The sequence below is a fragment of the Ruegeria sp. HKCCA5491 genome (assembly GCF_013034565.1).
Classification (GTDB): domain Bacteria; phylum Pseudomonadota; class Alphaproteobacteria; order Rhodobacterales; family Rhodobacteraceae; genus Ruegeria.
In genome coordinates this window covers 12,729-36,028 of sequence record NZ_WQGG01000021.1, presented here as the reverse complement: position 1 = coordinate 36,028, position 23,300 = coordinate 12,729, and the positions used below count along the sequence as shown (strand labels likewise).

Sequence of the window (23,300 nt, the reverse complement as noted above, 5' to 3'; positions counted from 1 at the left end):
CAGATCCTCTCTTAGCTCAGGCGGCCATCTGTCCCAAAATCCCTGATAACGGACAGTTGCAGACCACCGATATGAAGATCGGGGAGATCGCGGCTTCGCTTGGATACACAAGCAGTTCGAACTTCACCCGAGCGTTTCGCGCTTGGACTGGTCATTCCCCTGGTGAGTTTCGAAGAACAATGGCGCGCGGCCATTGCTGAGCACAATGGAAGGTGAAAGGGATAGACTTGTGGTCGTGGACTGAACGCTTGGCCACCGAGTTCCAAGTTGATAATCCAAGACCAATTCACCCGCAGCGAATATCCGAGCTTCAAGATGTCGTCTTTAGGCCGCTCGTATGACTTTGCGAAATCTAACTTGAGCCCTCAACGGACGTGCACCGAATTCGAAGAGAATTGATTTTCGCCGCTTTCGGATAAAATGGTTGCAAGTTTTTTTTAGCTCGCAGTACTCCAGATCTGGCCATGGTTGGAGGAGTGATTATGAAAACAGCGGTTGTGACCGGCGCTGCGGGAGGGATGGGTCGAGCCATCTGTCGCCAATTGCGGACAAATGGGTTTCATGTGATTGGGCTGGACCTCAGTGAAGAGCGACTAGACGAACTTGCGGCAGAACTGGTTTTGGATTTCACGCCTATCTGCGTTGACTTAACGGATCCCATTGCTGTCGCTCACACGTTTGATGGTATCAGGTCAGAGTATGGCGGTCTGGATGCTTTGGTAAACAACGCGGGCACCTGCTTCATGTCGGACTTCCCGCACATTCCTCCCGAAGAACTCGAACAGCAGATGACAATCAACTTCAACTCCGCGTTCCACTGTTGCCAGCAGGCGGTTCAGTTGATGTTGGAACGCGAAGGCATCAAAAAGATTGTAAATATCTCGTCGAACGGAGCTTACAATTTCGATGTGTTTGACCCTCCACACTACCGAGCGTCAAAAGCGGCGTTGGATACTCTTACCAAAGATCTCGCTCGTCGATACGCACAGGAAAAGATCTGTGTGAATTCTCTGGCTCCTGCCATGACTAAGACACCGTTGTTCAATGTCTTGACTAAGGAAGTTTTGGAGAAAGCCGTTAGTGCAATGCCGCATGGTCGCGCGATGCTACCTGAGCAAATCGCCTCTTGGGTCGGGTTTCTCATTTCGCCGGCCGGTGATGTTTCCAGCGGGAATGTGATTATTCTGAACCAAGGGCGCGACGTCAGATAACTCCTAGGCACCGTTGCATTTATGGAAAATGGCTCACGGGGTGGGATCAGCTGTAGACTTCTGGTGCTTTTTTCAGAACAGGCCACTGCTTTGGACAATGCCCATAGATTACAAAGGCATCTCGCTCGGATGCCAGACGCATCAACCTGTCTGCGCTGGAAATTGCTGCATCTTCGTCCCAAGACCCGGCAAACTTCTCGTCGATTTCTGCTGGTCGGGAAATCGCATCACTGGTCAATAGAATCGCCCCCGACGGAAGATCGACCATAACCGCGATTTGGCCAGGCGCATGACCGGGTGCCATCAAAACGAAGATACCCGGCCCAATCTCTACGTCGTCATCAATAACCAGGTAATCCTGCTCGGGCCATTCCATCGGCCGCATATCGCCCCAATACAAGGGGCGAGGTAAGGCTCGCTCGGCAGAGGAGATGAGAATGGGACTGTTTAGAAAGTCGCCCAATGCACCGATATGGTCTATATGGGAGTGCGTACAAATCTGTAATGTAATGTCTGAAGGAATAAGCCCGAGTTTTGCCAGCTGTGCGCGTGGCAGATTATCTGGTTCGCACTTCAGAACCTCGCCAAACTCGAACAATCGATCTTCTTTGACCGCGGCGTCGGTATCAATGGCGTATTTTTCAGGAAATCCAGTGTCGATGAGTATTGCTTCTCCCAAATCTGTTCGGATCAGAAACCCGCAGATACCTATGATGCGGCCAGTGGAATGGACCTTGAACAGCCCGTAGTCCAAAACCACAAGGTCAATCGGTCGCCCTTTGACAAATCCCTCTGCTTGCACAGACTCTCTCCCTGATTGACTACAAAGATTTTGAGTAGAGCATGAAAGTCAAGATACACACACTTTTTCAATACCTACTGGATACCACGGAAGCGGATCCAGAAGCTTTCGTTGGGTTTTCCTTGTCCGAGTCGCCGCGTTTGGGTGAGTTCATGGATGCGCTGGATCCAGCGCTGCCGTTGGATTGGAACCAAAAGAGCTTTCGGGGTCTGCGCGCTTTACGACGGCATGTTTTGGACCGCGCCGGCTTGTCTGATGTTTGCAAGCCAGACGACGTTCTGATCACCGCCGGCGCCGCGGAAGCCAATTATCTTGCATTCATGCAATTGGTCCAACCGGGCGACGAAGTCGTAACGGAACGCCCGGGCTGGCCACAAGCGGGCGTATTGGCAGAGGCAGTTGACGCGACGCTAAAAGTTGTCGACCGCGAAGAGAGTGCTGGTTGGGTATTGCCGCTCGACAAAGTTGAGGCCGCAGTAACAGCGCGCACGCGGCTCATCTTTATGACCAACCCCAATAACCCCACCGGGCAGTTGATGACACAAGCAGAGCTGGAAAGGCTTGTCCAAATCGCAGATCGCGTAGGTGCATGGCTGGTTGTTGACGAGGTTTACGCGGGATTGGAGTGGGACGGGTCCCGTGCCCCTTCGATTGCTGGTTTGTATCCAAGGGGTATCACGACGGGCAGCGTTTCCAAGGCACTGGGGCTCCAGGGGCTACGCACCGGCTGGATGATATGCCGTGATTCAAATCTCATTTGGGACGCTATTATTCTGCGGGAAAACTCGAGCGAAATTATGAATATTCTCGGCGAAGTCATCGCCGAAATCGCCTTGAGGTCTGACCGATATAATCAGGCTTTGAAAACTGCACGGGCAGCTGGGATGAAAACGTTGGAACGCTTGGATAGGTTTGTTGCCGATCAGCCCAACCTCGATTGGGTCAAACCTCAGGCTGGATTAATTGGTTTGGCACGGCTCGATGGGATTGATGGCGACGTGTTCGCCAAACGCTTGCTCGCCGATCCCTATCGGACATTTCTACTACCGGGATCGTCCTACGGGATGCAGAACCACATCCGACTGGGTGTGGGGGGAGGTGCTGCTGCCAACCTCGACGTTGGCCTAGAGCGCATGGGCGAACTATTGGCAAACTGGTAGATTTAGGACACTCATTTCGACGGTTCGGGCTGCAAAGTCGGTCAAATAACGTTGCCTGTCCGAAGCTGACACTAAGCCCAATTTTGGTGCAAGTTCACCCGCCATACGCTGAAAGCTCTATCGCTAGAATAACGCTGTCGGCGCGCTAGTTCGAAGATGGAACAACTGATTCATAACCAAGGTTCGAAATGACAGGTTGGACAACTGAAAACGTCCAAGACTATCCGCGACCACCTGCGCTGCGGGCAGTGCCTCATCGAGTGCGGATCGAGCTCGGCGGTCAAACAATCGTGGAAACCGATCAGGCGTTTCAGGTTCTCGAAACCCACCACGCCCCCACGTATTATATTCCGCCGCAAGACATTGATGCCGTTCTGACAAAGGCCTCGGGTAGATCATTCTGCGAGTGGAAGGGTGTTGCGAGCTACTGGGATGTTCAGAGCGGGGCAGCTGCGGCTAAGAAAGCTGCGTGGAGTTATGCTGCACCAACCATCAAATTTGAACGGATTAAGGGCTATCTCGCCTTATACGCCCGACTTATGGACGTTTGTTTTGTTGGTGAGTACCGGGTGATCCCGCAACCCGGGGACTTCTATGGAGGTTGGGTCAACGAAAACTTGAAGGGTCGCATAAAAGGCGCTCCGGGTACGGAATTTTGGTGAGGTTTAATGACGGATCCTAAATCCTCGACAACCCCTTTGGCCGTTCCTACAAGCCGTTTGGTCCGTGTTGCAGGTTTGAGCAGCATGACTGCAGGCATTGCAGGGAACGTGGCAGTACGCGCCCTAAGAGAGATCGGTCGCGGTGCGCGACCAGATATGCGTGGTTTGTTGATGACACCCGGCAACGTAGCACGAGTCGCGGATCAACTTGCTCGCATGCGAGGGGCCGCGATGAAGGTGGGTCAATTGATTTCGATGGATGCAGGTGAGGTCTTGCCGTCTGAACTGGCTGACATCATGGCGCATCTGCGAGATCAGGCGCATTTCATGCCGCCGAAACAATTGCGCAACGTCCTAAATCGAGCTTGGGGTCCGGATTGGCGAAAATCCTTCCAAACCTTCGATGTTAGGCCCGTAGCGGCAGCGAGCATTGGGCAAGTACATCGTGCAACTATCAAAGACGGACGCGAAGTGGCGATCAAAGTGCAATATCCCGGTATCGCGCGCAGTATCGACAGCGATGTTGCCAATGTTGCTGCTCTGGTTCGCATGTCAGGTTTGCTTCCCAAGACCTTTGATCTGGATCCGTATATCCAAGAGGCGCGCAGTCAACTGCATGAAGAAACCGACTTTGAACGCGAGGGACAGCACCTACGCCATTTTGCTGACCTCTTGCAAAATGATGAAGCATTTGAAATCCCAGAGTTCTATCCGGATTGGAGCACTCCAGAAGTTCTAATGATGTCCTTTCTGGAAGGCCGCCCTATCGAAGCCTTGAGTGATGCGACCAGCGAGGAACGCAATCGAGTATCCGACGCCTTGGTCCAACTCACACTGCGTGAGGTTTTCGAGTTCGGTATCATGCAAAGCGATCCGAACTTCGCCAACTACCGATACAACCCGTCAAATGGCAAGATTGGTCTTTTGGACTTTGGCGCGGCTCGCGCACTGCAACCATCTGCAATAGATGGTTATTTTCGACTGCTGCGTGCAGGCTTGCGCAAGGATGACGCAGATCTTCGTAACGCTGCTATGCATATGAAGCTCATTAAAGGTGATGGTCCATTCGACGATAGGATCCTCGGAATGATACGTTGCGTTTTCGACGCAATCCTGTCTGCGAAGGAGTTTCATTTTGCTGACAGAACGTTCTTCAACCATTTGCACAGACAGGGTATGGCCTTGGCCGCGGCCGGGTATGTTCCACCTCAAATGCCAATGGAAACTCTTTACCTTCAGCGAAAGATTGGGGGGATATTCTTATTGGCCACTCGATTGAGGGCTTCGTTGCCTGTGAAGACTCTTCTCGAAAAGTACGTCACCTGAACGATCGTAATTCACGTAGAACCAAGAAACCGAACAATAACAAACCTGCGTCACGGATCAGCGTGACCAAACCAATACGAAGCGTGAACAAGGCGCGCAGGTTGCCAATTGCGGATTCGAGAACACGATTGACGGGCCAATCCAGCCTTTCGAAATGGCCATAGCCTAAGTTGATTATTTTGACGAACTCGTCCTGTTAACTGGCTTCGCTCCTAACCAAGACGCGATGCTCGAAAGCGTCGACCTTAAGGGCAGGAAAACTCGGTATGCAAGTTCTAACAGAGGCGTTACCCCCGGTAAGCCTGTCGCGCGTGCCAGCCAACGCCATTTGGGTAACGCGCCCCAGAGTTCCCTGAACCCGCGCGCACCGGACACAAGTTCTCCATCTGGTCGGCGCACTGTGAATCGTTTCATCGCTTCTTGTCGCGTTAGATTTGGGCCAATACGAACATTGGGTTCTGAAACGTCGACAAACCGCAGGTGTTCAGCGCCCTGGCAAGAAGCATAATGCCCTATCTCAACGGAGCAAAGCGCGCACGATCCGTCGTAATACACCGTAGTAAGGTATTGATCGGCGTCATCAGAATTGAGTGCAACCTCAGCATTATCCATTTTGTACATTTTGTTTGACCTTACCTCTTGGGGCTCGCCAGTACGTTTGTAGGAGCTAGCGCAAAATCCAAAGAAACGAGTGGGCAATCGTGGCTGACAGATGCGCTATGAAGCCGCAACTTGGGATGCTGCAAGTTAGACTAATCGGCAGCTTCGCTGGAATTGCAGGCGAACCGGAGAATATGTTGAATGAGGCGCGAGGTTCATAATTTTCTCGCTGTTTGTAGAAGAATACTTCCTAGTCGCCGCCACAGAAATTTGACTGCGTCAATCAAACAAATTCAGTGGTTTCCGTATCGAATGATCGGCGAGGCTAAATTCTGCTTGAGCCTAGATGTCCGGTTTCGATGCGCAAACGAGAAGGTTCGGTTTGAACTTAGCTTTCTCCCATTAACGGTGCTTCGAGGGTTCATGTTCTGCGGTTCGCCGCTAATCGCGCTGGCTGTGTTTAGTGGCATACAGATCGTTGTGGTGGTCTTTTTCACCTGCACTCAGAAATCTGAATTCGAACAACGTAAACTTGGGCCAGACGTTAGTCAGTGAGTTCGCGGAAGCTTCCAGCCTTCAAGTTCCGAAGACCGATGGCGCCGGTGCAAAGGCTGCGTCTACAGCGAAATGGAGAGGGGGGTTAGAACAAAGATCCATTCTTTGAGGCCACACGTACAATACTAGAAGAACGGAGGTATCGTGCAGGTCGTTTGGTTCAAACGGGATTTACGGGTAAATGATCATCCGGCAATAGCGCAAGCGTCTCAGGTCGGGCCAGTTCTGCCACTCTACGTGGTTGAGCCAGAGCTTTGGCAGCAGCGTGACGCCTCAAAACGGCAGTGGGACTTTGTTGCCGAGACAATCGCTGGTTTGCGAAAAGAGCTCGGGAAACTGGGCCAGCCACTTGTTGTTCGCACCGGGCAAATTGTGTCGGTCCTTTCCGAGTTGAAAGATCGCGGTCTAATTGACGTCCTTTGGTCACACGAGGAAACAGGAAACAGATGGACGTATCAGCGGGACCGCCAGGTCGCGGCCTGGTGCAGGGATCATGGTGTGCATTGGCACGAAGTGCAGAACCATGGCGTTTTTCGCAGGCTCAAGTCTCGCGACGGCTGGGCGGAACGGTGGGATAGGTTCATGGCATTGCCCGCTTCGTCACCAGTTGCGCTGAAACATATCGACATAGAACTAGGGTATATTCCCACGGCGCGCGACCTCGGCCTGTGGGATGATCTGTGCGTTGGTCGTCAAGCCGGTGGACGAGCTGCGGGTTTGGAACGGTTGAACAGCTTTCTGACCCACCGCGGCAAAAGATACCAACGCGAAATGTCCAGCCCGTTGGAGGGGGCCGTTGCGTGTTCGCGGCTATCGCCCTACCTGGCTTGGGGGGCGCTTTCGATGCGCGAGGTTTCGCAAGCTGCTGAAAAGCAAAGACGCAGATTGCCGCCGCATGCAAAGGACTGGCGCAAGTCGCTTCGCTCGTTCTCGGGCCGATTGCATTGGCATTGCCATTTTATTCAGAAACTCGAGGATGAACCTCGGATTGAGTTTGAAAACCTGCACCGGCTATACGACGGTCTTCGTCCCACGGCACCAGATGCTGAACTCTTGGCTGCTTGGTCCAACGGCGAAACCGGGTACCCCTTTTTCGACGCATGTATGCGGTCGTTGCTAGCAACGGGCTGGCTCAATTTTCGGATGCGCGCAATGGTGATGGCCGCGGCGAGTTATCATCTCTGGCTGGATTGGCGGGCCCCTGGGGAGCATTTAGCGCGCATGTTTACTGACTACGAACCGGGGATTCACTGGAACCAGGTACAGATGCAATCAGGCACTACCGGCATTAATTCTGTGCGGATTTATAATCCGGTTAAGCAGGGTCATGATCAGGATCCAAAAGGGTTGTTCATTCGGACATGGGTACCGGAGTTATCCCAAATCGCGGATCAGCACATCCACGAACCCTGGAAAGCTCAAAACGCGAAACAAATCCTTGGAAAGCTCTATCCAGAGCCAGTTTTTGACCATCTCGCGGCAGCCAAGGCCGCGCGCGAGCGGGTTTGGGGCGTCCGCCGAAATGCGGAGTTTCGCACCACAGCACGAGCCATCGTAAAAAAACACGCAAGTCGAAAGACAAGACCAAATGCCCGAAGAGGCTCAAGGGCTTCTCGAGATCAAAAGCAACTCGACCTGCCTTTGGGGGACCAGTCATGAAAATGCGGAAGAAAGTCTATTTGCCCCAAAAAATCTGCCCGGTTTGTCAGCGCCCTTTCACTTGGCGCAAGAAATGGGAAAACGTTTGGGATGAAGTGAAATACTGCTCGAAAAAATGCAGGTCGGCTGCATGACCAAGAGATTTCCAGAACTCGCAAAAGCGAAAGAAACGATCAGTTTCAAACCTACACGTACTATTGGTCTGAAAAGGCTAAGGCAGTTCGTTGGCCGCGCTGGTCGGCAATATACAAGTACGCGGAACTACGATTTCGGGACCGAGCGGCGTAGTAATGTATCGGCTTTGTCGCCATGGCTGCGCCACCGTTTGATAACGGAGAACGAGGTTCTGGCGACGGTACTAGCGTCGCATAGTTTCGACGTCGCAGAGAAGTTCGTACAAGAAGTGTTTTGGCGCACGTATTTCAAGGGCTGGCTGGAACAAAGGCCCAGCGTCTGGGCACTGTATCAATGGGACTTGTTGAGCGCTTGCGAGCAGCTAGCAAATGACGAGGGCCTAAAGATCCGCTTCAATGAAGCCGTCAACGGCAAAACCGGCATCGACTGTTTGGATCATTGGGCTCAGGAACTGGTGGCGACTGGCTACCTTCATAACCATGCGCGCATGTGGTTCGCTTCAATTTGGATTTATACGCTTCGTTTACCGTGGCAGCTTGGGGCAGATTTCTTTTTGCGACACTTGCTGGATGGCGATCCCGCATCGAACACGCTGAGCTGGCGTTGGGTTGGCGGATTGCACACGAAAGGCAAAACCTACCTCGCGCGCCCTGACAATATTGCCAAATACACTGAAGGACGGTTTCAACCAATAGGCCTCGCCAAAATTGCAGAACCATTGACCGAGCCGGTTGATCACCCGCTCATTCCACTTTCAAGCCCGCGCACACCCCCAGACAGTCCTTATCTGTTGCTGTTGACCGAGGATGATCTGTCGGGTGAAAGCATAATGCCGACATCGCCTGTTGCCGCAATCGGACTTTTGGCGACGCATGGCCGGTCTCCAAACCCGATGGGAGACGCCGCAAAAGACTTTGTCAAGGGCGCGATCAGCAACGTCCTTGAACCCTATGGAAAACCCCCAAAATCGGCCGACGACTGGTGTGCCCCGCTGATCAAGGCAGCGCGAAATGCGGGTGTCACGACCATTGCAACAGCCTATCCGCCTGTTGGCCCCACCCGTTCACGATTGGATCGTGCGGAAACCTTATTGAGAGATGCTGGTCTGTCATTGATCAGGATAATGCGGCCGTACGACGCGATAACTTGGCCTCATGCAAGGGCCGGATACTTCGGCCTTCGAAAGAATATCCCATCGCTTCTGGGCCAATTGAACCTGGCCACCCAACCAAGGCTTTAACCCGTGTCCACTGCCGCCCTTCTACTCCCCAACCAATTGTTTGCCCAGCACCCGAGTCTGGTCGCCCGGCCAGACATCGTTGTGCTTTTCGAAGACCCTCTGTTCCTTGGCGATGCGCACTATCCAGTCGCGATGCACAAGCAAAAGCTTTGGCTGCACCGTGCTTCCATGGCACACTATCGCAACGGTTTGGTCGCCAACGGATTTGATGCCTGGATATGGCCTTATGAGCAGCAACCGGCTGCATGTCTGCGACTGTTTCAAAGCCTGCGTGATCGCGGTGTCAGCCGAATAATCATGGCTGATCCAGTAGACTTCGTTGCAGAAAGACGGTTTCGGGCGGCAGCTAGCAATACCGAAATCACGCTGAATATCCAGCCGTCACCCGGTTTTTTGAATACGCGGGCCGACAATCTGAATTGGTTTGCCGGTCGAAAACGTTGGCTCATGGCTGAGTTCTACAAATACCAGCGCCGCCGTATGAACGTGTTGATGGATGGTGGTCAACCGACCGGGGGACAGTGGAGCTTTGACGAAGAAAACCGCAAAAAAGTACCCAAAGCGCTGCTGGATAGCCTGCCGTGGATCGACTGGCCTGACCATGATGCAGTTGATGAAGCCGCAAAGGCGAGTGTTCTGGCTGATTTTCCGAATGCACTGGGTAGTCTGGAAACGCTGTATTATCCGACATCACATAAAGCTGCATCCGATTGGCTAACGCAGTTTCTGGAGCGGCGGTTCGAACGTTTTGGCGACTATGAAGATGCTATTGTTGAGGGCGAAAACTGGCTATGGCATGCCGTTCTCACGCCTGCCTTGAATATTGGATTGTTGACGCCCAAACAAGTTTTGAACGCGGCCCTCGCGCATGCGGATCGAAAGGGCATCCCCCTGAACTCGGTAGAGGGATTCATCCGACAGATCATTGGTTGGCGCGAGTTTATGCGCGCCACATATGAAGACCTTGGTGTGCCAATGCGCACAACAAATCATTGGGGCCATAACCGCCCTTTACCCCGCTCTTTCTATGATGGCACCACTGGCATTGATCCGCTGGACGACACGATCAAAAGGGTGCTCAAAACCGGTTATTGCCATCACATTGAACGCCTGATGATACTGGGCGGTTTCATGTTTCTGTGTGAGATTGATCCGGACCATGTCTATCGCTGGTTCATGGAAATGTTCGTCGACAGCTATGACTGGGTGATGGTTCCAAACGCCTACGCGATGAGCCAGCATGCCGATGGTGGTTTAATCACCACCAAACCGTACTTTTCCGGTTCAAACTACGTTCGTAAAATGAGCCATTGGGACAAAGGGCCTTGGTCCGACATATGGGACGGTCTGTATTGGCGTTTTATTCTGAAACACACCGACAGACTTGCCGGCAATCCTCGATGGGCGATGATGTGCCGTACGGCTGGACGCATGTCGACAGAAGTCAAAAACAAGCATGTCACGACGGCCGAAGCCTATTTGCGGCAGATGGCATGAGCACAGACTATATGGCTGAGCGCGATTGAGACCTTGGACACACCCCGAGATTGGTTTTGGGACGGGTTCAGTAAACGCTATTGGGAAGTCAGCTTTCCGTGCGTAGTCGCCGTCGGTTGACCGTGCTGCGTCGGTAGCTAGAGGCCCGAAGAAGACGTTCTGTGCGTAGTTCATCAGTGACCGCTGCGCCAACGTGCTTGTCATTAGCGTTTTTTGTTTGAACAGCAAATCTCAGTACTTAGCATTGGCGCAAAAGTACCTTGGCTGTAGAACGGACATTCTCTGCGCGTTTTGGATGCCTATTTTTGTGAACCTAGGCAGTCGCGTCGAAGTCTGCGTGACAATTCTCTAGATTGTATCCTATCAGCGGGCAGTCACATTTCTTAAGTAAAGAACGATTAATTCAGCATTCTTTCCGAAATGTCCTCAAGAATAGCGTGCAGATCAAACTCTTCGCCTTTTTCCGCAAGTCTTCTATCGTGCAGAATGAAAGACAGCCCGTGTACGAAGCTCCACAACAAAAAACCACGACGACGGACTTCTTCTGTGATTCCCGGTTCCCCAAGGCATTTTGCAACCTCAGTTAGTAGAATCGAAAAGTTTTGCTGACCGCCTTCTTCCAGTCGGGGATCCGCGATGCGGTCTGTAAAGCCGCCAAATTTTAATCTGAATATCCCGGGCTCACTTAAGGCGAAAGCAATATACTCCATACCGATTGCAGTAATGCGCTCGGGAGATCCTTCAGGAATGCCGTCAAGCGCTGCTAGCATTTTGCTTCGGTGACGGTCCATCCCTTCCAGAACTGTCGAGACCAGCATTTCTGTCTTATCTTTGAAGTGTTTGTACGGTGCCGCAGTCGATACGCCCGCCCGTCTGCAGGCCTCGGAAACGGAGAATCTGTCTGGTCCTTTCTCTTCAACCAACTGCCTCGTTGCCTCGATCAACGCAGCGCGGAGATCACCGTGATGGTAGGCTTTCTTGCTTACTGAATGGCTGGTTGTTGCGTGATATTTTTCTGTGCTGCTCATGATCCAACATGTGCCAGATCACGTATTCCTTGTCAAAGTGAGAACTTCTAACATATGTTAGAGATGCTAACTTGATGAGGTCCCCAAATGTCGAGTCCTGCAAAAATACCAATTGAAACGACCAAGACGAACCTATTTTCGCGAATACTGCGTGGTATTGTGCGTCTCGGGGTAACTGTCTGTTTTATAGCCGTCGCAGCTGCTGCAGTTTACCTAGGCGCTTCAGAGCTTAATCGTAGGGCAGATGCTGTTCCTTCACCGGAAGCGGCCGCAGTGACCCCGGTTTCAGCAACGCTCATCACGTCGGAGAGCGCCTATACGGTCGACCGTGTATTCATCGGACAAGTCGAACCTCAGCGTTCAGCGGATATCTCTTTCGAATTGAATGGTACGCTGGACCACATCCTGGTGGATGAGGGTGAAGAGGTCGCTAAGGGCCAGCTTCTCGCAACACTAGACGTAGCTTTGTTGGAGGTCGAACGCGAAAGACTGTCAGCATCACGCGATGCCATTGCAGCCCAACTTGCATTCGCAAAGAAAACCGTCGAGCGAAACGCTAAACTCATCGAGCAAGGCTTTACCAGTCAGGCTCGCCTCGATGAGGCAGTTTCCCAGCAAGATGAATTACTTTCCAGAATTGGTGAACTGGATGCGGGATTGCGTGACGTCACCGTTCGGATCGCGAAATCCAGCATCGAGGCACCTTTTGCCGGCCAAATAACCGCTCGGCACGTGGACGGCGGAGAGACTTTGCGTTCGGGCCAGTTGGTTTTGGGAATAGTCGAGGTCGTGTCGCCGCAGGTTCGGATCGGTATCCCGCTCGACGTTGACCCTGCGTTGCTATCCGACGTTGAAATCGAAATAGAAGATCAAAGCTATAGGGCTGACCTTGCAACTCTGCGACCCGATATTGATCCGGTAACCCGAACCCGAACTGCGCTTTTCGATCTTAGGAATAAACCGGATGTTGCTTTCGGACAAACTGCCCGGGTGCATGTACTTGATCCCGTCCAGAACGCAGGAACCTGGGTGCCCACGACTTCACTTAAAGAGGGGACGCGCGGGCAATGGACGTTGCTGGTTGCTGACGCGCAGAAGACTGTGCGACTGGCGTCGGTCGAAGTGCTTCACGCCGAAGATGACCGTGTATTTGTGCGAGGCGTTTTTCCTGAAGGCACCGTCCTGATTGATCAAGGGCCGCAGCGCGTTACCGTCGGTCAGCGCGTCGACTTCAGCATTTACGAGTGACGGAGCGATATGATGGAAACCCTTACCTTTCGCCATCCCCGGCTCGTCGCCCTCATCATTTTGGTTCTTGTATCTGCAGGTCTGTCTTCTTTCCTATCACTGGGGCGGCAGGAAGACCCAACGATTACCAATCTCTTCGCAACTGTTACGACGCAGTTCCCGGGTGCAGACCCTGAACGGGTCGAAGCGTTAGTTACTGCAGAAATCGAAGAAGAGCTTCGGAAAATTGCCGAGGTGGACGAAATCAGCTCTGTATCCCGCTCGGGCGTTTCGGTTGTTTCGGTGGAATTGCTCGAGACGCTGGACGAGGCCACGATTGAGCAGGTTTGGGCCGAGGCTCGGGATGCGGTTGAGGACGCTCGACAAAACTTTCCGAGTGGAGTGGGGCAGCCGGAATTCGATGCCGAGGGTATTTCTGCCTATTCTGCTGTTATTGCGGTCGCGGCCGAAGAGCCTGACTTTCCGATAACTTTGCTTTCGCGTCATGCCGAAGCGTTGGGTGACAGATTACGCGCGATACCTGCTACGCGGGCAGTGGACTATTTCGGTCAGCCGGAAGAAGAGGTGCTCGTAAGTGTCGATGTGGACAAGGCCGCTGCGCTTGGGCTTGGCGCCGCAGAAATTTCGCAGAGAATCGCCGAAGCAGATGGAAAGGTTCAGTCTGGGCGGTTGCAGTCCGATGTCGACCTGACCATAGGCATCAGCGGTGAAATCGAAACTCTGGACCGTATTAGGAGCATCGTCTTGCGTGAAAACGCGGAAGGTGCCGTTGTGCAGATCGGAGATATTGCCAGCGTGGACCGTGGCGCGCGCGAACCGCAGTCTTCAATCGCGTTTGCCAACGGCAATCCGTCCGTTCTAGTCGGGGTTCTGGCGCAGGATGGCGTACAGATCGACCGCTGGACTGGTTTTCTTCGGGATGAGCTTGAGGCCGGGGCCGCATCGGTACCTTTGGGGATGAAAGAAATACTGCTGTTTGATCAAAGCCAGTACACGACGGATCGTTTGTCAGAGGTTGGGATCAACATGGCAATTGGCGTGGCTCTGGTCGTGGCTGTTTTGTTCATTATCTTGGGGGTGCGGGCAGCAGCGATTGTAGCTTTGGTGTTGCCGGTTGTCTCATTGGCAACTTTGGCAACAATGAACATGATTGGATTGCCAATTCATCAAATGTCCGTAACGGGTCTGATTGTTGCACTCGGTCTGCTGGTCGACGCAGCGATCGTAATGACGGATGAAATTCGGCGTCGTCTGCAGGATGGGATGGAACGGCTTGCGGCCGTGCGAGACGCTGTTCGCCGGTTGGCCACACCGTTGCTGGCGTCGACTGTGACAACGGCGCTTGCCTTCACGCCGATGATCTTGCTTCCGGGGCCCGCTGGCGACTTTGTCGGTGCTATCGCTATAGCCGTTGTGCTTATGCTTGTCTGGTCCTTGGTTGTGGCGTTGACAGTGACTCCGGCCGTTGCCGGCTGGTTACTATCCGATCGACCTGACGCAGGAATGCTGAGCCGTGGTATCAGTTTCCCCCCGCTTGCCCGCTTGTTTGAGGCGTCAATTCGATTGTCCGTTGCTAATCCGGTGCGATCCATCGCGTTGGCATCGGTCTTGCCCGTGCTTGGCTTTGCGGCCTTTCCAACCCTGACTGCGCAGTTCTTTCCGGGCGTCGACCGAAACCAGTTCTATATCGAGGTCGACATGCCGGGTGGAACTTCAATCGCCACCACCGAAGCAACCGCGCGACAGATTGATGAAATCCTACTGGCCGATGACGGCGTCAAGAGTGTTTACTGGACTGTGGGTGAGTCTGGCCCGGCATTCTACTACAATATCGTTGGTAACCGTTCACGCGAGCCTGGGTTTGCACAAGCCATGATCACGACCGACACGGCCGACGACGCTGCCCGCCTTGTTGGAGCGTTGCAGAACCGTCTAGATGTCGACTTTCCTGACGCTCAGATCATCGTTCGCAATCTTGTTCAGGGGCCCCCAGTCGCCGCACCGGTTGAAGTCAAAATTCAGGGGCAGGACATCACGGTTTTGCGCGATCTGGGCGACGAAGTTCGTTCGGTCATGGCCAATCTCGATTTGGTAACCCAGGCGCGTGCGAGTGTGAACGGAGGCAACCCACAAATTCGGTTCGAGATTGATGAGGTCAAAGCCCGTCTGCTGGGGCTGGACGTGGCGGATATAGCTGGCCAGATGGACTCGGCCCTTGTGGGCATTACCGGCGGATCACTGATCGAAGGGACAGAACAATTGCCAGTACGCGTTCGCTTAGGCGACGAGGTACGATCAGATCTTAGCGCAATTGTCAGTATGCCGATCCTTTTGCCGAACGCTGCTGAAATTTCTGCGACCGGAGTTTTTCCTGGTGTACCGTTGTCAGAACTAGCCCGGCCAGTGATCGAACCGGCCGAAAGCGTCATAACCCGAACGGATGGCACGCGCGAGAACACTATACAGGCGTTCATAGTGCCCGGTGTTTTGCCTGAAGAAGCATTGCAGGACGTATTAACAGCGCTTGACGCGTCGGAGTTTGTTCTGCCGCAAGGCTACAAGATGACTTTAGGCGGCGACAGTGATGCTCGATCCAATACCGTGGGTAATCTGCTCGCGTCCGTGGGTTTGATCGTAACTCTTTCCATTGCGACCATCGTGCTAACCTTTAACTCGTTTCGCTTGACACTTGTGACCTTGGTCGTTTGCGTTTTGTCCGCAGGCCTTTCAATGCTGTCGCTGGCAGTTATGCAATTCCCATTTGGAATAAACGCGATAATTGGGGTCATTGGTTCAATCGGGGTTTCGATCAACGCTGCAATCATTATCTTGACCGGGTTACAACAAGACCGGCAGGCCAGCCAGGGCGATCAGGCGGCCATGGCTCGCGTTGTTATTGGTTCCAGCCGTCACATTGTCTCGACTACGGTCACAACATTCGGCGGCTTCCTGCCTCTGATATTGGGCGGAGGTGCGTTTTGGCCACCATTCGCCGTGGCAATCGCCGGAGGCGTTCTGTTGTCAACCGTTGTATCTTTTTACTTCACTCCACCCGTTTTCGCTTTGGTGTATCAGGGAACATTCAACAATAGAAATTCGGCCCATCAAAACCATTCTAAGCTCCGCAATGATATTGTTGCACTTGTGGCGGAGTGAGGATTGAATTGTGTCTTTAGGCGGGCCACAGCGCGTCGAAGCGGGCGTTGTACAAAGCAAGCTTACTAATCTGCTTTGTCTCGTAAGTGGACTGTGCACTATCTGATTTTTCTAGAATCTACTGCACTTGGCTATCGCGGCGATAGCCGTTTTGAGCTCATCGGCGGCATACGTTGATCTCTTCATGAGTGGCTTCTTTGTGATAGTAAGTGGATCATCTGCTTTGCTTGGATCTCGGTTTAAGCTCTGCCTGATATCAGAGTCGGTGTGGTATATTTGGTGGTACTTTCAAAAGAAGATTGCGCATTGCTAATATTTAATAATACTTTAACGGATTAGTTATACAGCCTTCGTCTCCGCCATATACTTTTGTTTTTAAAAATATTTTTTTATTGCAAGCTTCTATACCCGCCTAAAAGCCCGCCTAAAAGCCCGCCTAAAATTTTTCGCTTACCGGGACACCGGAAAGAAGAAGACATATCACGCTATTTATTGCTGATTTCCGAAACGACAGGTGTCGGTAATCTACCAAACCACACGAAATGTGTTCACAGAAGTTTTATGGTTTCCATCATCCGCCGCTTTGTTCCGATGATAGATGGGCACTCTGTGAAGTAACGGCCTTGCGTGCACCAAAGCTGACATTGGTGGCATTGTAACTGAATGACCGCTTCGCGGACAAAGCGGACGTTCGAACTCAGCCACAAGAGCAATTCCCACGCAACTGGCAAACCTGGTCAATGCTGTGATCAGAACCTGACCCTAAACGCCAGTCCAACCAATGGCGCAGTATCGTAGCTCTGGCGACTTATTTCTGCTCCATTCGCATCATCTAGCGTAAGGCGGCCGTCAAATTCTGCGCCTGCGAATACGCTCAATGAAACACCAGGATTTGGGTTGTATCCAACGGAAAGTACGACGGGGACACTCTTGTCTTCGCCCACCCCGTCTGGCGCGAGACCTTCCCCATCCAACCTGAATCGAATTCTCTCCGATCGTGCGGTTAAGGAAAGGTCTATGGTCTCAGTCAACGTGTAGCTCAGCGTCAACCCGGGGCCTTGTGTCGCTCCAATCCCTGAACCAGTGTTCAAGTTCCAGCGATCATTTAGGTCCCAATCGATCAGAAGGGCCGGAAAAAAATCGGTACCACCATCATCAAATTGAGAGAACGCGCCAAAGGCCGGTCCTATCGTCAGGCGCTCGTTAAGTTGCCAAGCAATACCCGCGAAAACACCGTAGGTCCTACCATCAGATGCGGAAGCTCCACTTTGATAATCCCACCTGATCTGTGGTGACACAAAAACTGTTGCTCTATCGCTCGCACGAAATCGCATGGGAACAGCAACGCGCAAGTCACGGATATTCTCCCATGGCTGGTTGTTCGATTGACTAAAGCTATAGTCCAGCTTGCCGAAGCTGGTTGAAAGCCCAATGGAGTTTCCTCCTTCCAGATTGTAAAGTGCGGTAGCGCGTAGAAAAGCTCGGCTTGCAGAGAATTCGCCACCGTTACTTAAATCCGCGTCCCCTTGAAACGCAGCAAGCCCATCAACCTGATATGCCCAACCTAGCCGGTGCTGCGCGGCTGAAGGTATCGCTGCAAATCCTAGAGAAATAGCTCCAAAGCAGCACGTTAGAAAAAGGTTTTTCATTTGGCGTTTCCCACGTGACGCTGATTCATGCTGGGTTGCCATTCCTGAACGAGCGTTTCAAGCCCAATAAAATCTGCTCCGCGGATCAAAGCAGCCATATTGCTTCAGTAGCTTGGTAACGCACAGGCCTCTAATTTATTGAACATTGAACCGAAAATAATGGCCTCCCGACGAAACCACTCACTAGAATCTCCGGGAGGCAACCAGACAAATCTGGCGAATGCGCGAGCAGCAGAGGTAATACAAATTTGCCACGCATGCGAATACTTGAATCTAAAAAGCAACAATTCAAGTAATTTTACGCGCGCCAAAAAGTTTGCTCTCGCGCGCTTGAGAATTTCTTGCTTGTTTCGGCCTAAACCTCCGCGTCGAAAAACGTGGCCGCGCTGTGCAAATGGCGGGTAACGAACTTGGAGAGTAGCGGACAGAATTTGCGCTCATGCCAACTTGGCTGACTACCAGCGGCTAACCGCACATTCGACATATTCTGGCTAGTCCCATGGTCAGATTATCTCCCCGCGTTGCCTATCATCCCAGATAAAGGTGGCGCGGGGTACTTTGATCCATCCTTCGATCAGTACCGTAACAACAACACCCCAAAACTACAGCCCGCGTTGTTCACTTGGTTTCCCTCCGAACGATGCGGGTCTTTTTGAAGATGGGGGTGTAATGAGTTTCCGTTATTCAGAGCGACCGACCGGACCTTCCAATGCTGGTTCGGTCGGTGGTGCATCAAGTGCCTTTCGAAAGATCACCTTGTCGCCGCCATCGGCCCAAAAATAACGCATACCCGAAGGTTGGTTCGAGTTGGAGTGTCCGAAATGGGTTCGGAGCGGTCATTCGATCCGATTTGACGAACGGCTGCCATGCGGACTTTGCAGCCATCCGCATTTTTACTCCAAAGGACCGTAGTCAGCCCAAACCGGACGTTCACAGTTAGACTTTGCAGTTTCCAAAACGCCAAAGAGCGAACTTTCGCACGAGGGCTACACCCGATACCAGTTTTCAACTTCTCGGGCGGCTTCTTCGGCTGTAAAAGTAGTCTCTACCTCTGCGATTGCGTACTTTACTTCGCCTGAGCTAGCACTGATTTCTAAGACGTTCGCATCTAGGTCATGGGCTGAACCGGCATTTGAATAAATTGTATCAACCCCAATTCTGATAGCGTTTCGGTGTTGCAGTAGGTGCTCAAAAAACCGCACATAAATCATCTCCTCGTACGGAGAATGACTGTCCGCTTCAGAGATCAAACCCAATTCTGCGACCTTGGCACACGTCAAACGCCAAGCCAGTTCCATTGTGGATGGTGGCGCGTCCCTGGCCTCATCAGGATGTTTAGGGTTCGCAAACGTAGACCTTCGAATAGCTTCGAGATTGGCACGCAAGCCCTTTGTGGGAACCGGATAAATGAATTTGGTTTCCTCTGAAGCTAAGGCAGGCTCAATCTGATCCGGCTGCGTCTGGATGAACTCTGAAAACCTGTTTCCGATGATAGGGACTTCACCGACAATCATGTCTGTGGGGTCGGCATGCTTCGCCAGCCATCGCGCCAGGGCTTTCCGCCCCCACAGCCCGGCTGCCTTTCGGATCAACGGATGAGTTCCATCCGAAACATCTGGATACTTTGCGAGTATGTCTTCGGTCTGAAACGCCGCGAGACCTGTATCCCAACGCATAATATGCACGCGACGTCCCAAGGAGACCGAAATGGATATCTGCTGACGCAACAGGAATGACTTTCCTGATGCTGGTAATCCAGTGAAGAAAACCATGCGGCAACGACGTGCAGCGTCGGCCAGGTGTCTTCCAATCTCAGTGTCCGCAAAACTGTCGATAGAAATTGCGAATCTCCTAGTTCGGTGTCGGCAATAGGCTGGAGCGGCGAGCGTTCACCACCTCCAAGATTGTTGCCCAAGAAATCCGGCGATTTCACAGATGAATTGTCAACCTAAATTGCCCCAAAGTGAATTTTGCCTCTCAGTTACTCTCTTAACCACCTAATAACTCGCCGGTCTCAAAAATTGACCATTCCGCAGCACACGCTTCTTGACGAGCGTGCGTCCTTGACTCTTCACAGACTAGGAACGACAAGTGTGTATTGGTAAAAAATTACTCGCTGCCGCGATGCTGCCGGTTACGATAATCCAATGGCCTTCAGACTAATTGTAGCATGTGCCTCAGCATAGGAACGGGTTCCGCTGGGGTCTTCGCTATGAGCTCGTTCCTCGCAAGCATTTGCAACTGTCACCTGACGTGCTCCAGTCATCGCGTGACCCATGAAAGAAGGCGCCGTATGAACAGCACATGGCTCTTAAATTGCGTGCTTGATGCCCGATAGATCAGGTCTCAGGCTCAGTTTCAATCAGTCGTTCATCGTGTTTACGCGCTGCATTCTTTGTCTGATCCCGACACTCTTGGTGTTGCTCTCAGGAACGCAGCTTCCTGCCCAAGTCGCAGGCAATGCCGATGGATCGGTTTGTGACGAAGGTTTCGAAAACAAGAACGGATCGTGCCAAAGAACAAACGTACCAGAAAACGCATATTTGACGGGTAGCTCCTATGGTAGCGGCTGGGAATGCAATCACGGTTTCCAGAATGTCGGAGAACTCTGTGAGGAAATAAGAGTTCCTGAAAATGCCTATCTTGCATCAACCGGAGATCAGTGGGAGTGCAATCGGCTGTTCCAGCGTGTCGGAGAACTCTGTGAAGAAGTGATGGCACCTCAAAATGGATACGTCGAAACCCGGTTTGGCGTGCAGGAAATACACTGCAACTGGGGATTTCGTAAGGAGAACCAGGATTGTGTTGCGATAAATGTCCCGAGCAACGGCCGCCTGACTGACAAAAACAGCGCGGATGGTTGGGTGTGCATCAGAGGTTATAGGGCAGCGGATAGCGGCTGTGAGCCCGTGGCAGTTCCACAGCATGCATACCTCGCGCCTGAAACTTATTCCGGATGGAAATGCGAACGTGGTTTTCGCGCAAACCGGGACAAGTGCGTTGCGATCCTTGTCCCTTCAAACGCTCATTTGAATCGAAGAGGTGATGGTTGGGAATGTAACCGGCCGTTCACGAGACAGAACGACCAGTGCACCGAAAATGTGCCGCGACAATAAGTTAGTGGAAACCAAAGTCGCCTGACAAATCCGGAAGGACTAAGCCGTGAACTATAACTCGATTGACGAAAACCTGGGTAAAAGTCTCAAAGCCGAAAAGGCGCGTCGCCGGTCCTACAGGATTAAGATATCTATTGCGTCAGCGGTGTGTGTTGTGGCGATAATTACCGTGGTGTTTCTCTGATGCGTAAAAATGCCCCTCAAGTAACTCTTCCCGGTTCAAAGATGTCAGCTCATGGTCTGGAACAAAGAGCATTTCAGGACCGCAGTGTTCGTAAGTCGCGGAACGCTGACGTATCAGGAGTGATTGAAGAAGAATTTGGAAAGTACTTGATTAAGGCTGGCGTTCTGAGCGGCAATAGTGTTGCACGGGCATTTCCTAAGCCACCGGCTAAAACGCAGGCAATGATTGCCGATGCAGTTGGCGAAACACCAGCATTGGCCATTGAAGCCTTAAAAGAAATTCTCGAAGAACGAGACAGGAAGCGAAGCGGTCAACGCCGTTTGGAGGGAAACTCCGGCACCTTCGTTCCCAGTGAAAGAGAATATGCAGAGGCATTACGCCAGATCAGGCTCACCCCTGCGCAGGTAACAATGCTCAAAGCACTTACAATCGCAGGCAAGGAAGGTCTGACTATTGGTCACTTGTCTCAGGCAGCCTGTTACAAATCGCGCGAGGCCTGCATCAAGGTCTTCAAGAAAATCGGACTATTAATTGCTGAATATCTGGAACTCGAACTTCCCGAAGCCGGATCGGCACAGAATGATGGCGCCGCCCAGGTCCTGGCCTTTTCTCACATCGAAAGTGACGATGAGCCAGCAACTTGGATCATGCATCAGGAACTGCGCGACGCTGTTCGTTCGGTTCTATGACGTGCGTTCCAGCGCCTGCTTTTGAAGCGAAACCCGAACCGGAACAAGTGCACGAAAGGTTGCTCACGTAGCTTATGTTGGAGAAAAGACCATATCCGCTTGAATTGATCTATGTACCTGTGAAACGTGCAAAAACACTTGATCAGCAAAAAGTGCTGACGCTGGCCGAAGATATTCTGAAGAACGGCCAGAAGACCCCGATCCAGATACGCTCGGACAACAAGAGGTTCGTGCTGATTGAAGGCCTTCACCGATTAGAGGCCATTCGCGCCCTAGGAGGTGATACCGTCGAAGCCTATCTGGTCCGCGCCAGACTACACTAAATACCTATTGGAATTGGCGTTCGACAAAGCCTCGGAAAATGTCAGCAGACGTTGACTTTTTTCATCCCAAAGATGCAACCGTGCGCAATGAAGGCTCTCAAATAAAGTAATACGCTGGCAATCTTCCAACTCAGAATGGTCACGCAAAACCTCGTTTAGCCGATAAAACGGTATGCGGCTGGCGAGATGGTGAACATGGTGCACACCAATGTTGCCAGAGAACCACCGCAGGATGCCTGGCAGGGCATAGTGAGAACTGCCATAGAACGCGGCGTTCTGAAGGTTCCAGCCCTCTTCCCGATCCCAAGTCGTGTGTTCGAACTGGTGTTGAATGTAGAAAAGCCAAATACCAATGGATGATGCGACAATCACGGTTGGCAGGAAAACACACGCCAACACCTCAAAGCCTCCGGCCCATAAAATCAGAGCCAATAACCCTGCAATTGCGGCGTTTGTTCCCATCGCACTTGCCCAATACAGCCAGCCCGACCGCATGAAGCCAACAGGTAAGCGGTATTGAATAAAGAACGTATAGATCGGCGCAACACCGAACAGGAAGACGGGGTTCCGGGTCAGACGATACGCGGCACGCCCGAACCAATTCCGTTTCAGGTATTCCTCAATGGTCAATGTAGGGATGTCACCCATACCACGCCGATCAAGGTTACCGGTTGAGGCATGGTGAATCGCATGGCTTTGCCGCCAAACGTCATAGGGAGTAACGGTAAGAACACCCAGAACCCGGCCGATCCAATTGCATGCGCGGCGACTTCTAAAGAAAGATCCATGACCACAATCATGCATGATGATGAAGATACGGACCAGAAATGCGGCATTCAGGATGGCCAGAAATATTGCGATCCAGACGCTGAATGACAACGCAAACCACGCTAGGGCCCATAGCGCGAATAAGGGGAAAACAGTGATCGCAAGTTCAAAAACACTGCGCTTCGCATCGGGCACACGGTACTGCGCGAGCACCCGCGTCCAGTCTTTAGGTTGCAACTTACTTGGTCTCCGACGGCTTATAGTCGCCCATTGTTCAAACGGGCACCCTTAT

The 23,300-nt window shown here is 52.3% G+C and carries 20 protein-coding genes; 14 read left to right on the top strand and 6 right to left on the bottom strand.

Features of this window, described 5'->3' with window-relative positions; all coding sequences use genetic code 11:
• Together GOV88_RS20245 and GOV88_RS20240 are read left to right on the top strand one after the other, a co-directional pair.
• Positions 1-200: AraC family transcriptional regulator (locus tag GOV88_RS20245; protein WP_171241525.1), on the top strand; the 200-nt coding region annotated here is incomplete at its 5' end.
• Positions 201-482: 282 nt separating this feature from the next.
• On the top strand, positions 483-1,211 hold the full coding sequence (locus tag GOV88_RS20240; RefSeq protein ID WP_171241524.1) for an SDR family NAD(P)-dependent oxidoreductase: 729 nt from the start codon (positions 483-485) through the stop codon (positions 1,209-1,211).
• 46 nt (positions 1,212-1,257) lie between these two features.
• Here GOV88_RS20240 and GOV88_RS20235 read toward each other — a convergent pair whose 3' ends face one another.
• Complete coding sequence (locus GOV88_RS20235) at positions 1,258-1,971, bottom strand: N-acyl homoserine lactonase family protein (RefSeq protein ID WP_371808274.1); 714 nt, start codon at positions 1,969-1,971, stop codon at positions 1,258-1,260.
• An 83-nt stretch (positions 1,972-2,054) separates the two neighbouring features.
• Between GOV88_RS20235 and GOV88_RS20230 the strand changes: the two genes are divergently transcribed.
• From GOV88_RS20230 to GOV88_RS20220, 3 genes are all read left to right on the top strand, one after another.
• Positions 2,055-3,173 (top strand): pyridoxal phosphate-dependent aminotransferase, encoded by a 1,119-nt coding sequence (locus GOV88_RS20230; protein WP_171241522.1) that lies wholly within the window; start codon positions 2,055-2,057, stop codon positions 3,171-3,173.
• A 188-nt stretch (positions 3,174-3,361) separates the two neighbouring features.
• Complete coding sequence (locus GOV88_RS20225; RefSeq protein ID WP_171241521.1) at positions 3,362-3,835, top strand: DUF427 domain-containing protein; 474 nt, start codon at positions 3,362-3,364, stop codon at positions 3,833-3,835.
• A gap of 6 nt (positions 3,836-3,841) precedes the next feature.
• The gene (locus GOV88_RS20220) at positions 3,842-5,161 is read left to right on the top strand and encodes an AarF/ABC1/UbiB kinase family protein (RefSeq protein ID WP_171241520.1); all 1,320 of its coding nucleotides are present in this window, start codon (positions 3,842-3,844) and stop codon (positions 5,159-5,161) included.
• A gap of 174 nt (positions 5,162-5,335) precedes the next feature.
• On the opposite strand, the gene GOV88_RS20215 is transcribed toward GOV88_RS20220, so the two are convergent.
• On the bottom strand, positions 5,336-5,773 hold the full coding sequence (locus GOV88_RS20215) for a thiol-disulfide oxidoreductase DCC family protein (protein ID WP_174834592.1): 438 nt from the start codon (positions 5,771-5,773) through the stop codon (positions 5,336-5,338).
• A 687-nt stretch (positions 5,774-6,460) separates the two neighbouring features.
• On the opposite strand from GOV88_RS20215, the gene GOV88_RS20830 reads away from it, so the two are divergent.
• Genes GOV88_RS20830 through GOV88_RS20825 form a run of 4 tightly spaced genes read left to right on the top strand, consistent with a single transcriptional unit; the run spans position 6,461 to position 10,847 of the window.
• Entirely contained in the window at positions 6,461-7,975 is a 1,515-nt protein-coding gene (locus GOV88_RS20830; RefSeq protein WP_171241519.1) for a deoxyribodipyrimidine photo-lyase, read from the top strand.
• The gene (locus GOV88_RS20205) at positions 7,972-8,109 is read left to right on the top strand and encodes a DUF2256 domain-containing protein (RefSeq protein ID WP_171123878.1); all 138 of its coding nucleotides are present in this window, start codon (positions 7,972-7,974) and stop codon (positions 8,107-8,109) included. Before GOV88_RS20830 ends, GOV88_RS20205 begins: the two co-directional genes overlap by 4 nt.
• Positions 8,106-9,350: an FAD-binding domain-containing protein gene (locus GOV88_RS20200; RefSeq protein WP_171241518.1), complete on the top strand. Its 1,245-nt coding sequence runs from the start codon at positions 8,106-8,108 to the stop codon at positions 9,348-9,350. The genes GOV88_RS20205 and GOV88_RS20200 overlap by 4 nt, the downstream gene beginning before the upstream one ends.
• Positions 9,351-9,353: 3 nt before the next feature.
• Positions 9,354-10,847: a cryptochrome/photolyase family protein gene (locus GOV88_RS20825; protein ID WP_171241517.1), complete on the top strand. Its 1,494-nt coding sequence runs from the start codon at positions 9,354-9,356 to the stop codon at positions 10,845-10,847.
• A 398-nt stretch (positions 10,848-11,245) separates the two neighbouring features.
• On the opposite strand, the gene GOV88_RS20190 is transcribed toward GOV88_RS20825, so the two are convergent.
• Positions 11,246-11,875 carry a TetR/AcrR family transcriptional regulator gene (locus GOV88_RS20190; RefSeq protein WP_171241516.1) on the bottom strand — a complete coding sequence of 210 codons (630 nt, stop codon included), beginning with the start codon at positions 11,873-11,875 and terminating at the stop codon, positions 11,246-11,248.
• Positions 11,876-12,148: 273 nt separating this feature from the next.
• Between GOV88_RS20190 and GOV88_RS20185 the strand changes: the two genes are divergently transcribed.
• Together GOV88_RS20185 and GOV88_RS20180 are read left to right on the top strand one after the other, a co-directional pair.
• A complete protein-coding gene (locus tag GOV88_RS20185) occupies positions 12,149-13,123 on the top strand; it encodes an efflux RND transporter periplasmic adaptor subunit (RefSeq protein ID WP_171241515.1) in 975 nt (324 codons plus the stop codon).
• 12 nt (positions 13,124-13,135) lie between these two features.
• Positions 13,136-16,279: an efflux RND transporter permease subunit gene (locus tag GOV88_RS20180; protein WP_171241514.1), complete on the top strand. Its 3,144-nt coding sequence runs from the start codon at positions 13,136-13,138 to the stop codon at positions 16,277-16,279.
• A gap of 749 nt (positions 16,280-17,028) precedes the next feature.
• On the opposite strand, the gene GOV88_RS20175 is transcribed toward GOV88_RS20180, so the two are convergent.
• Complete coding sequence (locus GOV88_RS20175) at positions 17,029-17,928, bottom strand: hypothetical protein (RefSeq protein WP_174834589.1); 900 nt, start codon at positions 17,926-17,928, stop codon at positions 17,029-17,031.
• 986 nt (positions 17,929-18,914) lie between these two features.
• Complete coding sequence (locus tag GOV88_RS20170; RefSeq protein ID WP_170469274.1) at positions 18,915-19,700, bottom strand: hypothetical protein; 786 nt, start codon at positions 19,698-19,700, stop codon at positions 18,915-18,917.
• 555 nt (positions 19,701-20,255) lie between these two features.
• On the opposite strand from GOV88_RS20170, the gene GOV88_RS20165 reads away from it, so the two are divergent.
• From GOV88_RS20165 to GOV88_RS20155, 3 genes are all read left to right on the top strand, one after another.
• Positions 20,256-21,044 carry a hypothetical protein gene (locus tag GOV88_RS20165; protein WP_171241513.1) on the top strand — a complete coding sequence of 263 codons (789 nt, stop codon included), beginning with the start codon at positions 20,256-20,258 and terminating at the stop codon, positions 21,042-21,044.
• 183 nt (positions 21,045-21,227) lie between these two features.
• The gene (locus GOV88_RS20160) at positions 21,228-21,917 is read left to right on the top strand and encodes a hypothetical protein (RefSeq protein WP_170334759.1); all 690 of its coding nucleotides are present in this window, start codon (positions 21,228-21,230) and stop codon (positions 21,915-21,917) included.
• A 74-nt stretch (positions 21,918-21,991) separates the two neighbouring features.
• Entirely contained in the window at positions 21,992-22,240 is a 249-nt protein-coding gene (locus GOV88_RS20155; RefSeq protein ID WP_170334757.1) for a ParB N-terminal domain-containing protein, read from the top strand.
• Here GOV88_RS20155 and GOV88_RS20150 read toward each other — a convergent pair.
• Positions 22,232-23,245, bottom strand: a complete 1,014-nt coding sequence (locus GOV88_RS20150) for a fatty acid desaturase (protein WP_170752037.1) — start codon at positions 23,243-23,245, stop codon at positions 22,232-22,234. The two genes, GOV88_RS20155 and GOV88_RS20150, sit on opposite strands and share 9 nt — an antisense overlap.
• Between the last annotated feature and the right edge of the window lie 55 nt (positions 23,246-23,300).